The 15,340-nt window shown below is 59.7% G+C and carries 13 protein-coding genes and 1 riboswitch; of the genes, 8 read left to right on the top strand and 5 right to left on the bottom strand.

Translation table 11 applies throughout. From position 1 onward, the window contains the following. Positions 1 to 58: 58 nt before the first annotated feature. Positions 59 to 202, top strand: a riboswitch (TPP riboswitch). 132 nt (positions 203 to 334) lie between these two features. Further along, the gene (locus AADW57_RS09040; RefSeq protein ID WP_341666565.1) at positions 335 to 1,780 is read left to right on the top strand and encodes a sodium:solute symporter family protein; all 1,446 of its coding nucleotides are present in this window, start codon (positions 335 to 337) and stop codon (positions 1,778 to 1,780) included. 125 nt (positions 1,781 to 1,905) lie between these two features. Here AADW57_RS09040 and AADW57_RS09035 read toward each other — a convergent pair whose 3' ends face one another. The 3 genes from AADW57_RS09035 to AADW57_RS09025 form a co-directional block, all read right to left on the bottom strand. Further along, positions 1,906 to 2,766 (bottom strand): OmpA/MotB family protein, encoded by an 861-nt coding sequence (locus AADW57_RS09035; RefSeq protein ID WP_341666564.1) that lies wholly within the window; start codon positions 2,764 to 2,766, stop codon positions 1,906 to 1,908. A gap of 5 nt (positions 2,767 to 2,771) precedes the next feature. Continuing rightward, a complete protein-coding gene (locus AADW57_RS09030; RefSeq protein ID WP_341666563.1) occupies positions 2,772 to 3,587 on the bottom strand; it encodes a motility protein A in 816 nt (271 codons plus the stop codon). A 139-nt stretch (positions 3,588 to 3,726) separates the two neighbouring features. Then, positions 3,727 to 4,077, bottom strand: coding sequence for a hypothetical protein (locus tag AADW57_RS09025; protein ID WP_341666562.1), 351 nt, complete (start codon positions 4,075 to 4,077; stop codon positions 3,727 to 3,729). Between the two features lie 277 nt (positions 4,078 to 4,354). Here AADW57_RS09025 and pbpG point away from each other — a divergent pair, with 277 nt between their 5' ends. Then, complete coding sequence (pbpG, locus tag AADW57_RS09020; RefSeq protein WP_341666561.1) at positions 4,355 to 5,359, top strand: D-alanyl-D-alanine endopeptidase; 1,005 nt, start codon at positions 4,355 to 4,357, stop codon at positions 5,357 to 5,359. A 129-nt stretch (positions 5,360 to 5,488) separates the two neighbouring features. Here pbpG and AADW57_RS09015 read toward each other — a convergent pair whose 3' ends face one another. Next, entirely contained in the window at positions 5,489 to 6,406 is a 918-nt protein-coding gene (locus AADW57_RS09015) for a LysR family transcriptional regulator (RefSeq protein WP_341666560.1), read from the bottom strand. Between the two features lie 183 nt (positions 6,407 to 6,589). On the opposite strand from AADW57_RS09015, the gene AADW57_RS09010 reads away from it, so the two are divergent. The 3 genes from AADW57_RS09010 to AADW57_RS09000 all read left to right on the top strand — a co-directional run bounded on the left by AADW57_RS09010 (position 6,590) and on the right by AADW57_RS09000 (position 9,271). Beyond that, positions 6,590 to 7,762: a zinc-dependent alcohol dehydrogenase family protein gene (locus AADW57_RS09010; protein ID WP_341666559.1), complete on the top strand. Its 1,173-nt coding sequence runs from the start codon at positions 6,590 to 6,592 to the stop codon at positions 7,760 to 7,762. Between the two features lie 184 nt (positions 7,763 to 7,946). Beyond that, positions 7,947 to 8,855 (top strand): NRDE family protein, encoded by a 909-nt coding sequence (locus AADW57_RS09005; protein ID WP_341666558.1) that lies wholly within the window; start codon positions 7,947 to 7,949, stop codon positions 8,853 to 8,855. Then, a complete protein-coding gene (locus AADW57_RS09000) occupies positions 8,852 to 9,271 on the top strand; it encodes a carboxypeptidase regulatory-like domain-containing protein (protein WP_341666557.1) in 420 nt (139 codons plus the stop codon). The genes AADW57_RS09005 and AADW57_RS09000 overlap by 4 nt, the downstream gene beginning before the upstream one ends. Here AADW57_RS09000 and AADW57_RS08995 read toward each other — a convergent pair. Continuing rightward, entirely contained in the window at positions 9,258 to 9,938 is a 681-nt protein-coding gene (locus AADW57_RS08995) for a tRNA-uridine aminocarboxypropyltransferase (RefSeq protein WP_341666556.1), read from the bottom strand. The genes AADW57_RS09000 and AADW57_RS08995 overlap by 14 nt on opposite strands. A 182-nt stretch (positions 9,939 to 10,120) precedes the next feature. Between AADW57_RS08995 and AADW57_RS08990 the strand changes: the two genes are divergently transcribed. From AADW57_RS08990 to AADW57_RS08980, 3 genes are read left to right on the top strand one after another with little or no spacing between them, the layout of a single operon-like run. Beyond that, complete coding sequence (locus AADW57_RS08990; protein ID WP_341666555.1) at positions 10,121 to 10,882, top strand: hypothetical protein; 762 nt, start codon at positions 10,121 to 10,123, stop codon at positions 10,880 to 10,882. Beyond that, a complete protein-coding gene (locus tag AADW57_RS08985; RefSeq protein WP_341666554.1) occupies positions 10,833 to 12,125 on the top strand; it encodes a DNA polymerase Y family protein in 1,293 nt (430 codons plus the stop codon). Before AADW57_RS08990 ends, AADW57_RS08985 begins: the two co-directional genes overlap by 50 nt. Continuing rightward, the gene (locus AADW57_RS08980) at positions 12,122 to 15,322 is read left to right on the top strand and encodes an error-prone DNA polymerase (RefSeq protein WP_341666553.1); all 3,201 of its coding nucleotides are present in this window, start codon (positions 12,122 to 12,124) and stop codon (positions 15,320 to 15,322) included. The genes AADW57_RS08985 and AADW57_RS08980 overlap by 4 nt, the downstream gene beginning before the upstream one ends. Positions 15,323 to 15,340 lie beyond the last annotated feature (18 nt).

Here is a 15,340-nt window from a genome sequence, read left to right as displayed (position 1 = left end):
TCACAGAACCTGCGACAGCGTCTTTATTGACTTTCGGTCGACGCTCTCCTAAGCTTTGCGCAGTTCCTGGGGGAGTCCTGGGTGCCTATTGGTTTATGTATAAACAAATACGCGCCCACCGGGCTGAGACTCCGCTGCCATGCGGTAACCCTTAGAACCTGATCCGGATCATGCCGGCGAAGGGAAGGAAACGCGGCTCTCTGCCTGCACGGCGCAAGGCAGCGCTCTACACAACAAAGCCCATTTCAATCCCTCCATTCGATAGTGTCCGCCCACAGCCCAAGAAGGCATAGACGGCGGATTATGCCTGCGCCCGCAGGCTTGGGGAGAAACCATGCTGGACCAGACCGCCACGCTGCTGTGGCTGATTGCTTTTTCAACCGTGTTCGCCGTGGCCGGCGTGCTGTATGCACGCCGCCAGAACAGTTCCCTGGAAGACTTTGTCGTAGCGCGTAATAGCCAAAGCGCAACAGCCACCATCCTGACTCTGCTGGCCTCGTCGCTGGGCGCATGGATTCTGTTTTCCCCTGCCCAGGCCGCTACCTGGGGCGGCCTGTCGGCTGTCATCGGCTACGCGCTGGGCTCTATGTCGCCCCGTCTGGCCATGATTCCACTGGGCAAACGCATGCGCGAGCTGCTGCCGCGCGGCCACAGCCTGAGCGAATTTGTCATTGCCCGTTATGGCCGGCCCATGTATGCCTTGACCCTGCTGATCATCCTGTTCTATATGTTCATCGCCATGACAGCAGAGATCACCGCCATGGCCAAGATGATCACCCTGATCGCCCCCATTCCGCTTTGGGTGACTGCCAGTGTGGTGCTGCTGGCGACCCTGATCTACACCTCGTATGGCGGCCTGCGCGCCTCCATCTTTACCGACAAGGTACAGATGCTGGTCATCATACCGATGCTAGGCCTGATCGTCTGGTTCGGCTGGCAGGCCGTCGGCGGCCCGGCACACATGCTGGACACCGTTCAATTGCAGGCACCGCGCCTGATCGATCTGGGCGATCCGGTCGGCATCAAGGCCGGCATCACTTTTTTTGTGGCCATCTTGCTGACCGGCCTGTTTCATCAAGGCAACTGGCAGCGCATCTACGCGGCCCAAAGCGACAAAGCCATGCGCAACGGCTTTCTGCTGGGCGGCTTGTTCGTGGCTCCCTTTATATTCCTGATGGGCCTGTTCGGTCTGGCCTTTGTCGGCCTGGGCGGCCAGGGCGATAGCTCCGTGGCTCTGTTCAATGTGATCCTGCCACAGGTGCCGGTTTGGTTCCTGGTCTTGCTGATCCCGTTGGGCCTGTCCCTGGTCATGAGCAGCGCGGACACCGTCATCAGTGCCGTCTCCAGCATGGTCGCCGTGGATCTGGGCCGGCTTATGCCGCAACGCAATTCCGCCCAGATGATGCGTCTGGCCCGCTGGCTGGTCTGGCTGTGCGCCATCCCGGTGCTGATCGCCTCCTCGCAAGGCTACAGCGTGCTGTACCTGTTCCTGCTGGCCGATCTGCTGTGCTCGGCAGCCGCGTTTCCAGTATTCTTCGGTCTGTACAGCCGCCGCTATGATGGCTTTACGGCCACGCTCAGCACCGTGGCTGGTCTGATTGCCGGACTGGCTATTTTCCCGCGCCCTGACGGCCCACTGGATTATCTGCTGGAATCATTCCTGCTGGCCGCCGTTGTACCCGTCGTGGTGACGGTGCTGGTCATGCCGCTGCGTCGTCGCCTGCCCCATTTCGATCTGGGTTCGCTGGCCCGGTCCACACGCGTGCTGGATAAAAACTAAATTAAACCCAGGCCCGGACACACGCATCCTGTCCAGGCGGATACGCCAGGACCAGCGCCTGCCAGCGATTTACGCAACAAGGGGCACCGCCAGGTGCCCCTTGTCATTGACAGTTGCCGCGCCGCTCAAGGCTGGGGCTGGGGCTGGGGCTGCGCCCCCTGTTCCTTCGGAGGCGTCAACAGAATCAACTCCACACGACGGTTGCTGGCCCGCCCTTCGGACGTGCCGTTGTCGCCCAACGGTCGTGTATCGGCGTAGCCGACTGCGCTCAGGCGCTGGCTCAGCACGCCATTGGACTCCAGATAGCGCACCACGCTGCCCGCCCGTGCCCCGGACAGTTCCCAGTTCGAGGGATAACGGTAACTGCGTATCGGCACCGAATCGGTATGGCCTTCAATCACAATCTGATGAGGAGATGTATTGAGCACGGCCACCAGTTTGCGCAACACGGCCAAACCTTCCAAGCCCAGATCCGCCCCCCCGGACGAAAACAGGATTTCGCTATTGATGCGAAAGCTGATGGACTGATCATTGACCACGACATCGATATCGTCACCCAAGCCATCCAGTTGCAATCCGTGGTCCTGTCCCCCCTGCCCCACTGCCTTGCCGCTTTCCGGCAGCAGGCCCGCGCCGGCAGGCATCAAGCCGGCTCCGGCTCCGGCCGCCCCTGCCTGGGCAACAGTCGTGGCCCCCCCCTGCGCGGTACCGGCATCGGACTGCGCCCGCTTACCGGCAAAGGACAACATGACGATCATGAGCACCAGCAGCAAGGTCATCATGTCCAGATACGTGGTCAGCCAGGACTCTTCTTCTTCCGCTGCCGCCAATACCGGTTGATCCCAGCGCCGACTGCGGCGCGAACCCAGATTGCTGGCCAGTTGCTGCTCGGCCATGCCGCGCCGCGCCTCTTCCAGTTCTTTCTGGACCGCCTTCTGGCGATCCGCCAACTCACCCAGTGTCACATCCTGATCGATGCGGGCCATGTCGCTCACCCTCGCTCGGGTGCCGGATCGGAATCATCATCGCGTCCGCCCCGGTCGTTGATTTCGTCTTGATACTGCGCCATGAAAGAGTTCAATGTTTCGCGCATCAAAGCAGGGCCCCGGCGTTGGCTCATCATGGATACGCCCTGCATGATCATATTCATCAGCACCACGCGCTGTTCGGTGCGGCGCTCCAGTTTCACGGCCACGGGTTTGAACAATAGATTAGACAGCAGCACGCCATAGAACGTGGTCATCAGCGCCAGTGCCATCTGCTGACCGATCGACGTAATATCGCCATCGCCCAGCAAAAACATCAAGTTGACCAGGCCGATCAGCGTACCCACCATGCCAAATGCGGGCGCAAAGCTGGCCATCACGCGAAACAATTGAGCTTCGGCATGCTCGCGAGCCCGCAAACGGTTGATGCGCCATTGCAGCAAGTCCTGAATGTCCTCTTCCGAGGCCCGGTCAATCACCAACTGCACGCCGGTTTTCAGGAACGGATTAGCCACTTTTTCCAGCGCATTTTCCACGGCGCGAATATCGCCCATCATCCACAGCCGCGAGATATTGATCAGCTCGTCCATATCCTGCTGGGTATACAGGCGCTCATTGCGCAGCACCGTGCCGATCAGCCCAAATATCCGTACCACCTCGCTCAAGGGGTAACTGATGAACGTCGCCGCCAAGGTACCGACCAACACTACAGCCAGGCTGGGCAAGTCCACAAAAAGGGCGGGGTTTTCGGCGGTAAAAAATAAAATGACGGCAAACAGCAGCACGCTGGCCACGATGCCGATCAGGGTAGAGGGGTTCATGCACAAGTCCTGGTTACGGGCCCGATGGCCATCAAAACTACATATCGGCAGAACTCAGGCTTTCTTTAGGCCAAAGACTTGATTCAGATCAAAGACAAGTGGCAATTCCGTCTATACCTCGATCTCCACCCCGCCGCCCTCAGGGCTGCTCGTACCACACTTGCAGATGCGCCTGCACATAGACCGGCAAAACGCTGCCTGCCCAGCTCCAGACCTCGTGCTGCAGGACAAAGCCGCGCCGGGCATCCTGACCGGCAAACGCATCCGTATTCAGGACAGCACCGTTCATGTCCACGCAAGGACCGCCCCCCTGCAGGCACAAGCGGCTTTTGAGCACGGCTCTGCCGCCATGCCGATAACTGATATGCACCCGGCCCAGCGTCGCCGACCGATGCGAGTCGATCAGCGTCTGCGGCGGCGTAAAGACCTGGACCGTGCGTGCTGAAGCCGTGGTAATGGCGGCACTTGACTGTTGGGCATTCCAAGACAAAGAAGCCGCCTGAACCGAAGGCATCAACATGCATGCAAGAAGCCCGGCTTTTAAAAAACTGTTTAAAAAACCAGCAATATTCTTTTTCACAGCATTTCCGGATTTATTTCACTGTATTTTTATACAGAAAAAGTTAGCGCCTTAATGAAAAAGCCGCGTAACTTAAATATTTTTTCAACTTACACACGTAAGGGCCTAATATAACTGAACATTTTTCTGGTAGGATTAGCACATAAATTCGATCACAGACTCTGTTTCTCGTTCCCGGAAACTGAAGATGCAACCGCACAGAAAAACAAATTTTATACGCGCCGCTCTGGGCGCACTGCTTTTACTTCCATTTTCGGCGACGAGCCTGGCGCAAACGGTCGCTTTGGCGGTCGAATCCATCGCTGTCGAGCCGGCATCGGCCGTCAGCTACAACACGCCGCACTTGGTGTACAAAAGCAATCTGCAACCCATTACCTATACCGAAAACGACACCCAACGGGCATTGAACAGCCTCAAGCATGACGCCTTGATCCAGAACGCTGCCCTGCGTTCGGAAATCGCCTTTGTGCAAGACCTGGAATCGGCCACGGTGCTGTACCAAAAAAACAGCGATGCCGTGCGCCCCATCGCTTCGATCACCAAACTGATGACTGCCTTGGTCGTGGCCGAATCAGGCCAGCCCATGCACGAAATGCTGGAAATCATCGATGCGGATGTGGACCGCGTCAAACACTCCAGTTCACGCTTGAGCGTAGGCTCCACCTTAAGCCGCGCCGATATGATGCACCTGGCCCTGATGTCCTCGGAAAACCGCGCGGCCCACGCTCTGGGCCGCAACTACCCGGGCGGACTGACCGCGTTTGTGCGCGCCATGAACGACAAAGCCCGCGCCCTGGGTATGCGCAATACCCGTTTTGTCGAGCCCACGGGTCTGTCCAGCGACAATGTATCCAGCCCCCGTGACCTGGTCAAACTGCTGGCCGCCACCAGCAAACAGCCGCGCATCCAGCAATACACCACCAACGACCAGTACTCGGTGCAACTTGCCCGTGGTCGCCAACTGACGTTTAACAACACCAACCGTCTGGTCAAGAATGCCAATTGGGATATCCAGGTCTCCAAAACCGGCTTTATCAACGAAGCCGGCGAATGCCTGGTCATGCTGACCAAAATCGAAGACCGCGAAGTGGCTATCGTCCTGCTGAACTCCTCCGGGCGCTATTCGCGCATCGGCGATGCCGTGCGGATTCGGAACCTGGTCGAAAAATCCAATGGCCTGGCGATGCTGTAGACAGCAGCGCCGTCCAGTCGCACGACATGCCCCGAAAACACCTCGCTTTGGCGGGGTGTTTTTTTGTTTCACGATGACATGTGCTGATGACGGCCAGCTACTGGGAGATTGGGCGACAAAAAGGGCTGTCTATTTCTTGAGCTTTTTATTTGTTCTACCTGGAACGGGAGAAAACTGCTGTTGCAAAAATTCCATGAAGACCTGTAAACGAACCGGCACCTGCCGTCCGTACGCATGAACAGCATGCATTTCCAAGCTGGGCATAGGTAGATCGGGCAAGACGACAAGCAGCGCTCCCGACTCGATCTCTGCGGCTACAGCCACTTCCGACAGTTGCGCAATACCCGCATCGCTTAGCGCCGCATATTTCAGAACGGAGCCGTCATTGGTATCAAAAGGGCCATCAGGGACCAGGCGGGTGCCGTCCGCCCATGTCCAGGGATACGGGCCACGTGGTGTGACATAGCGTAGGCAGGCATGCTGGCGAAGATCGTTGATGTGCGCTGGCATGCCATGCTCACTCAGATAAGCAGGTGAGGCGACAAGTACCGTGCGCAGATTGGCCAGCTTACGAGCGGTCAGCCGGTTGTCCTGTAAGTCGCCTATACGAATTGCAAGGTCATAGCCTTCCCGGATGAGATCGACGTAGCGGTCGTCGATGCCCAGTTCCAGCTTCAGTCCCGGATATCTGGCGGAAAAATCCCGCACCCAACCCGCGAACAAGGTCCTACCCAGATCGCCCGGTGCCGTCACACGAAGCAATCCTGTCACGTCATCAGTGGCATGCAAAGCCTGTTCTGCATCTTCAATGCCTTGAAGTAGTGGCGCGACACGATCGAAGTACACCGCCCCTTCCTCCGTCAGGTTTAACGCGCGTGTAGAACGCTGGATCAGCTTCATGCCCAGCCGCTGTTCCAGGCGTGCCACGCTTTTGGAGACCGCGGATGGACTGACACCCAGCAAGCGGCCTGCTTGGCTGAATGATCCGGTTTCGGCGGTGCGCACAAAGGCAAGCAGGCCCGATGTTTTTTCCAGAATGGCTGTCATTCAAGAATTATAGGAAAAAATGAAGTGAACAAAAACCATCTAATCATACAAATAATCTTGAATTAAGCTTATCAATAACGAACATTTTCAGAGGCAGGCATGAACACATTGGCTGGAAAAGCGGCAGTCGTCACAGGTGCATCGATCGCAAAGCAGCTTGCCGCAGAGGAAACTGCTGTGGTCGTGAACGACGCAAGCGGCAAACAAGATGCCGACGATGTAGTGGAGGCGATCATGCGCGAAGGGGGACAGGCCATCGCCGTGCAAGTGGATATTGCCAACATAGCGGTTTTGCATGAATGCATGGAAGAACCTATGTCCGTGAAAACCATGAAACAGTGGCGCCTGACAGCACCTGGTCGCCAGAATCTTGAGCTTGTCAACGTGCCCATACCGACAGCAAAGGCAGGCGAAGTTCTCGTCAAGGTCAATGCTGTCTCTCTCAACTACCGCGACAAAATGGCCATCGAGGATGGCGCAGGTTTGCCATCGGCGCTTCCCATCATCCCCGCATCGGATCTTGCAGGCGAGGTCATCGCCGTCGGCGAGGGTGTGCAGAAGTTTCACGTCGGCCAGCGCGTGATTTCAAACTTTGAAGCCGAGTGGCTGGATGGCAGGCCCATGGGTACTGCGCGCAATCCCCCTTATCGAACGCTGGGCGGCGCGCTGCCTGGCGTGCTGACCGAGTATGTCGCCTTTCCTCAGGATTGGTTCGTGTCTGCGCCAGATAGCCTGGATGATACATTGGCAAGCACGCTACCGGTCGCGGGACTGACGGCGTGGAGCGCCTTGATCGACAATGGACGCTTGCATGCCGGTCAGACCGTGCTGGTACAGGGCACAGGCGGCGTGTCGCTGTTTGCCTTGCAGATTGCCGTGGCGCATGGGGCCACGGTCATCGTCACCTCTTCCAGCGACGAAAAACTGGAGCGCGCCAAGCAGTTGGGCGCAAGGCATGCCATCAATCGCATGAACGAAGATTGGGTGGAAGCGGTCTATCGGATTACGCATGATCGCGGTGTGGATCATGTGCTGGAGATGGCTGGCGGGGCCAACCTCGGGCGCTCGGTGCAGGCCGTTGCCGTCCAAGGTCGCATCTCCGTCATCGGCGTATTCGAAGGATTTGCTTTCTCTGGGCCGACAGGCCCCTTGTTGCGAAAGCAAGTTTCACTGCAAGGCATAGGCGTAGGGCATCGTCGTGGATTGGAAGCGCTCGTGCGCGCCATCGACAGCATGGGCATCAAGCCTGTCGTGGATAGCCGTTACGGGTTCGGCGATCTGCATGCGGCATTGGATCGCTTGGGCTGCGGCCCCTTTGGGAAAGTCGTTATCGAATTCGGTTCCAGCAGTGCGTAAGAGTTTCCTCAAAACTGGCTAGGAGACCCAGCGGCATTGGCAATTTCTGCTTTGGAGCGGGATGGGGTTCAGTAATTTCCGTGATCGATAAGTCATTGCCCTGTATCGATTTTCAAATCTTGTGTGACTGGCACGAAAGACTTAACACCAGCCCCTTTTTGCCCAGTTTCAGTACAATTCTTCTATGTGCATCGCTTACATCGCCCTAGGGGTCAATACGGACTGGCCTTTGATCGTCGCGGCCAACCGAGACGAATTTCATGCCCGCCCGGCGCTGGCGGCACGGCCCTGGCCCAACGAGCCCGCTATTTTGGCCGGTCTGGATGTACGGGCGGGGGGCACGTGGCTGGGCCTGGAGCGCGAACATGGCCGGCTGGCCTTGTTGACCAATTACCGCGAACCGCTGGCCGCCCCCGAACCGGGGCGACGTTCGCGTGGCGAACTGATCCCGCAATTTCTGCGCGAACGGCGGCCACCGGCCGCTTTCTTGCAGGAGCTGCACGCGCAAGACCAGCACTACGCCGGTTTCAACCTGTTCGTGCTGCAATGGCCGACGGCATCAAGCCCGATGCTGGCCGGCTACTACAGCAACCGGCATCCACAAGGCCACCCCATGCAACTGGATGCCGGCACACGGGTCTTGAGCAATGAATGGCTGGACAGCCCCTGGCCCAAAAGCCAATACCTGAAAAACACGCTGGATGCATCACGCTTCGATGGTTCGGATCAAGCAGTAGAAGCGCTGTTCGATGCATTGCGACACGACCGCCCCGCCCCCGATGCCCAGTTGCCACGCACCGGACTGAGCCTGGAGCGTGAGCGCCTGCTGAGCAGCCCCTTCATTATCAGTCCGGAATACGGCACACGCTGTTCCACCGTGATTGTTGTGGACAAACATGGCCGCGGCCTGCTGCGCGAACGCAGCTTCGCCCCCGATGCCACCCTGACCCGGCAACACGATTGGTATTTCCAATGGCCGGCCACGCCAACAGAGGCAAACTGGAGCGGCGCGTCATCCATCGTCACGACAGGGATCGCACCAAAGCCCGACCCTGTCCGCAAGCCATCCTCCATCCGCAAGGAAACCTTATGAGCTCTCGTCTTTCTTTGGCCATCGCAAGTCTGACACTGGCGCTGCTGGCTGCTCCGTCCATCCAGGCGCAGGCTCTGCCCGCCAGCCAATACTACGGTTCTACGGAATACATCAGCGGCGGCATTGGCAGCGATGAAGCGGCGCTGTTTCGCCTGGCCCGCAAGACCTATCCGCTGTCGATCAATTTTTCGGCCAATGTGGGCGAGCGTGCCGGCTACGTATCGGATGTGCAATTGGTCATCCGCAACAGCCAGGACCAAACCGTACTGAACAACCTGATCGATGGGCCTTATTGCCTGATACGCCTGCAGCCTGGCGCATACAAAGTATTCGCTACCTACCAGGGCAAGACACAAGAGCGCAGCGCGCAGATCGTGGATGGCCAAGCGCTCGAAATCAATTTCATGTGGCAGTAGGGTAATTACGCAGGTAGGTCTGCGGCCCCATCGCCTGGATCTGTTCGTCGATCAAGTGCTCGAAAGGCCGCAGCAAAGGGCTGAAATCCTGCTGCGGAGCCAGAATCTGTAAAACACGCGCAATCGCCTCCAGCGTGGATACCGCCTGCGGATCGGGCGCTTTGCGCAAACGGTAGCGCGATGGCGGCCCGGGCGGCAGAACCCAGCGCGGCAGAGCCTGCAAGATAGGGTTGACCATCAAGATGCGTCGCGCCTTGCGCCAGGTGCCGTCCGGCACCACGATCAGGTCAGGGCTGCCGGTCTGCATGTTTAGCGCAGGCTTATGCCTTGCGCTCGTGCGTTCAGAATAGGCATCACTGCACGCAGACCACGAACCCGCAGCAACAGGCAAACCTGCCTGCACAGCGTCTGGCCCTGGAAAAAGCAGCACCGGGCGATGCGCTTGCGCCAGACGCATCGGCAAGGACTCGAAACTTTCGCCCACCCATAATTCGGTTTCCTGCAGGCCCAAATGCGCCAGACGCGCCGTATTAAGCGCATGGCTCGCTTCCGAGCTGTGCTGCAGGATCAGCACGGGACATGGCTGCGGCAAAGACGGTATCAAAGGACACAAACAACGCGACAAAGGTCGTTGGCAGCGGGAGCAGCGTCGAGAAGAAGAACTCATGCCGGCACAAAAAAGAAAAGACCCGCGCATTATAAAAGCCTTATCACTGGCCCGTTCCGCGATTGCGCGCCACAGCGCCCTGTTACTGCAAACGACACAGCCACGGTAGCGAATTTTTTTATTCGCATGCTTGGTGAATCCCCATGAATACTGTATATTTATACAGCAAAAGGAGATTGACCATGAACGCGACTCTGCGCCCTCTTTTGGACCTGCACCCTTCACTGTGGACAGCCCAGCACTGGTCGCGGCCCGGCAGCGCCTGCCTGCCCAGCGGCTTTCCCGTCCTGGATGCCGAACTGCCGGACGGAGGTTGGCCAACCGGCCATCTGATCGAACTGCTATGCAGTGCCGATTGCAGCCCGTTGTCTCTGCTGCTGCCGGCCATCAATACCATCGATGCCCAGCGCCTACGCGTACTGATCGCCCCCCCTTATCAACCCGTCCACAGCCTCTGGCAAGCTCCGAACAGCACAATGGGCGCAGGCGCATCCCCGGATGGCATGCCTCCTTCCCAGTCCCCTGCTCCGCTGCTCTGGATACGTTGCCAACACGCCAGCGATACGGTCTGGGCGTGCGCACAAGCGCTACGCCACGGTCATTGCGCCGCCATCCTGGCCTGGTTGCCAACCAAGGTTCCACCCGCAGCGCTACGCCAGCTACAACTGCTGGCCAGCCAAAGCGACAGCCTGTTTGTCTGTCTGCGGCCACTGGCTGCCCAACATGCACCCAGCCCTGCCTTGCTGCGCCTTCAGCTGGACACCCGCCAGGACGCACAAGGCCAAGCCTGGCTGGATGTACATATACGCAAACGGCGCGGTCCGCCTTGCCTCCAGCCCATCGCTCTACGCCCGCCACACCGTCTTGCCGCCTCTACCCCCGACGCACACCGCCATGCTTCTTTACCTGTGTCTGCTCCTGCCCGATCACGACAAGCAGCCTGATGCCTGTAAGCAGCAAGCCCAAACCCTCTTGCCCCTGCTGCTGAGCTACAGCCCGCAACTGGCGCAGCCATGCCCCGGCGTGCTGTTGCTCAACCTCGGTGCCAGCCTGATGCTGTTCGGTGGTCTGCGCCCACTCTACCGCCGCTTGCATCACGATCTGCAAGCATTGCTGCCTACAGCACACCTGGCGCTGGCACCCACGGCCCGTGCTGCCTGGCTGCTGGCACTGTCAGGCAATCGGCAGCGCCGTTGCCTGCGCCGCCTGCCTACTCTTCTGGACACCTTGCCCCTTGAACTGCTGAACCCCTTGCCGGATCAATTACGCTGGCTGCACAGCCTGGGTTGCCTTAGCCTGGGGGCATTAAGACAACTACCGCGCGACGGTCTGGCACAGCGCGGCCTGCGCGATCTGCTGCTGCGCCTGGATCAGGCCTATGGCGAACAGGCCTTGGTTCTGGAGTGGCTGCCAGCGCCTCTCAGTTACCAGCACAGTCTGGAACTGGATACACCGTCCCGCGCCAGCGGCCCCTTGCTGCATGGTCTACGCATCTTGTTAAGCAAACTAGAGCACTGGCTGGAACAAGGTCAATTAGCCTGCGGCCAGATACTGGTTGTGCTGCATGCCGACAGCCCCCGTCGCCCCGCCCCTCCTGCCAGCCTGAACATTCAAATGGCACGCCCCTGCTGGCGCTGCGCCGATTTTCTGCTCTTGATACAAGAACGTCTGCAATCCCTGTCGCTGCCCGCCCCTATCCTGCGCCTGGACATGCATGCGCTGCAATTGCATCCCCGCCAAAGCCAACCCAGCAGCCTGTTCCCCGATGCCCGGCACTGGCAGGATCAAGACCTGCGCCTGCTCGAGCGCCTGCAGGCACGCCTGGGAACAGCATACGTCCTGCGTCCGGCTCCGCAGGCCAGCTACCTGCCTGAACAGGCCAATCAATGGCAGCCCGCTCTGGTGCCCACCTCCACCGCGCCCGTCCAGACACCGCCCTTACAGCGTCCGGCCTGGCTGCTTGAACATGCCCGCCCCTTAAAACACGATTCACAGCGTCTGTGGCTGGATGGCCGCCGTCTGCGCCTGCTGCAAGGCCCCGAACGCATTCAAAGCGGTTGGTGGGCAGATACAGGACATCAGCAACGTGACTATTTCGTGGCACAAGACAGGCACGGACAGCGCTACTGGGTCTACCGCGACCTGACCCAGGAACACGCCTGGTATCTGCACGGAGTCTTTGGATGAAACCCGCCGCCAGTGGCATCACCCCCGATACCGGCCTGCTCTACTCCGAGTTGGACTGCATGTCCAACTACAGCTTTCTGACTGGAGCCTCGCACCCCGAAGAGTTGGTCACTCGTGCGGCCGAACTGGGCTACCAGGCCCTGGCCTTGTGCGATTATGCCTCCATGGCCGGCGTCGTGCGCGCCTATGCACAAGCCCAGCAACACCCCCACTTACGCTTGCTGGTAGGCAGCCGCTTTCGCTTTGTCACCCCCTGGGACGCCAGCCCGCCCACCAGCGCCCGAGAAGCCGGGACAGCGCATGAACTGCTGGTGCTGCCGCGCAACCAGCACGGCTACGGCAATCTGTGTCAGTTCATCTCCGTACTGCGCCAATCGCTGGACCTGAACTCGCACGCCGACATTCCCGGCATTTGGCTGCAACGCGCCCGCTTCGGATCGGACACCGAACTGTTGCAAGACTGCCTGATTATCTATAAACCGGCCTACGGCCTGCCCGCGCAAGACATCGTCCCCCTGGCGCGCCGCCTGCAGGCCTGGTTTCCTGCCCGGCTGTTCCTGGGCATCAGTCTGCATCGCCGCGACCAGGACGCCCTGCACTTGCAGCAGTTGCGCCAGGCTTCGCAGCAGGCGGGCCTGCGCTGCGCCGCACTGGGAGGTGCGCAGATGCATGTGCGTTCACGTCAGGCCCTGCACGATGCCCTGACGGCCATACGACTCAAAACCCCTATCCAGGACTGCGGCTGGGCGCTGGCCGCTAATGCCGAACAGCATCTGCGCACACGCCTGCAACTGGCCAACATCTACCCGGCCGACCTGCGCGAAACCACAGACCAGATACAGCGGCTGTGTCAGTTTTCACTCAGCCAGATCCGTTACGAATACCCTGTGGAAATCGTGCCGGCGGGCCTAAATGCCACGCAATACCTGCGCCAGGAAACCGAACGCGGCATACAGCGCCGTTATCCGCAAGGCATAGACGCCGCACTGCGCCAGCGCCTGGACGAGGAACTGGCCTTGATCCAGGACCTGGGCTACGAAGCCTATTTCCTGACCCTCTACGACATCGTGGACTATGCCCGCCGCCAGGGCATTTTGTGCCAGGGACGCGGTTCGGCCGCCAATTCGGCTGTCTGCTACTGCCTGGGCATTACCGAAGTAGATCCGGCCAGCAGCCATACCTTGTTCGCGCGCTTTATCAGCCGTGAACGGGCCGAACCGCCCGATATCGACGTGGACTTCGAACACCTGCGCCGCGAAGAAGTCATCCAGTACATATACCGTAAATACGGCCGCGACCGCGCCGCCCTGACCGCCGTGCTGATTACGTACCGCAGGCGCAGCGCACTGCGCGACACAGGCAAAGCCCTGGGCATTGCGCCGCCCCTGATCGACGCCCTGATCCAGTGCGACCGCAGCTGGCTTAAAGACAAGCGCGTGCAGCAAGACATTCTGGCGCGCTTTCCGCAATGTCCGCCCAGGCTGGCGCAGCAGTGGCTGTCGCTGACTCGTCAACTCATCGGCTTTCCCCGTCATCTGTCCCAACATCCAGGCGGTTTTGTCATTTCCCAAGCGCCCCTGCTGCGGTTGGTGCCCATCGAGAACGCCGCAATGCCGGGCCGCAGCGTCGTACAATGGGACAAGGACGACCTGGACGCCTTGGGGCTGCTCAAGGTGGATATTCTGGCTCTGGGCATGCTCAGCGCGCTGCGCCGCTGCCTGGACAGCATCAGCCACGCGCGCGGCACACCGTATGCCTTGCAGGACATCCCCCGGGATTGCCCCGACACATTCCGCATGATCCAGCAAGCCGATACCATAGGCGTTTTCCAGATCGAATCACGCGCCCAGATGAGCATGCTGCCGCGCTTAAAGCCAGCTTGCTTCTACGATCTGGTGGTGCAGGTCGCTATCGTGCGCCCAGGCCCCATCCAGGGCGGCATGGTACACCCCTATCTGGAACGACGCCGCGATCCGAGCAAAGTAGACTACCCCGCCCCTGAAATCGCACATGTGCTCGAACGCACCTTGGGCGTGCCTATTTTCCAGGAACAGGCGATGGAGCTGGCGATGGAAGCAGCCGGTTTTTCTGCCGACCAGGCCGACCAGTTGCGCCGCGCCATGGCGGCCTGGCGGCGGCGCGGCGGCCTGGGCCCCTTTGAAGATCAGCTAAAAGCAGGCATGCAAAAGAAAGGCTATTGTCCGGAGTTTGCCCAACGTCTGTTCGACCAGATCAGCGGTTTTGGCGAGTACGGTTTCCCCGAAAGCCACTCGGCCAGCTTTGCCAAGCTGGCCTGGTTCAGCGCCTATCTGAAATGCACCTACCCGAATCACTTTCTGGCGGCCATGCTCAATGCCCAGCCTATGGGTTTCTACGGTCCCAGCCAATTGGTACAGGATGCGCGTCGCCACGGCGTGCAAGTGCTGCCGGCAGACATCATGCACAGCGAAGTGGACAGCACGGCCGGCCACACTCCCGACGGAACCCGGGCGGTACGCCTGGGCCTGCACATGATCAAAGGATTGAGCCTGACCAGCGCCCGGGCCATTGTGGCGTATCGACACGCGCATCCACAGCAAGCACTGGACCTGGCCGTGCTGCGCCAAACACTAGGACTGTCGCCTCACGAGCAGCAAGCACTGGCACAGGCCCACGCGCTGCGCAGCCACTATAGAGAACGCCGCGAAGGGCTGTGGGAAGCCCGCCGCCCGGCCCAACCCGGCCTGCTCAGCCAGGCAGAAACGCCTAATATCAAACCCGAACTGCCAACGGCAACGGCCGGCCAGGAAACCCTGAGCGATTATCAATCCCTGGGACTGACGCTGGGCCCGCACCCTCTTGCCTTGCTGCGCACCCAGCTCGCGGAGCTGAAATTTGTTCCGGCCTGCGAGCTCAATGCCGACTACCCCGATCGCCGTCTGGCGCGCGCTTGCGGATTAGTCACTACGCGCCAACGGCCTGGCACAGCCAAAGGCACGATCTTTGTCACTCTGGAAGACGAAACCGGCAGTGTCAATGTCATCGTGCGCGACGAATTGGCCCAGCAGCAATCTTCGATTCTGTTGCAGTCACGCTTACTGGGCGTATACGGCATCTGGCAGCGCGAAGGCCAGGTCTGCCACCTGATCGCGCGCCGCCTGGTCAAACTGAACCACCTGGTGGGCGAACTGGCGGCCCGCAGCCGGGACTTTCAGTAAACATTCCAGGCTGAGTTA

It is taken from the genome of Alcaligenes sp. SDU_A2 (assembly GCF_038237375.1).
Lineage (GTDB): Bacteria > Pseudomonadota > Gammaproteobacteria > Burkholderiales > Burkholderiaceae_B > Alcaligenes.
This window is presented reverse-complemented; position numbering and strand designations above follow the sequence as displayed.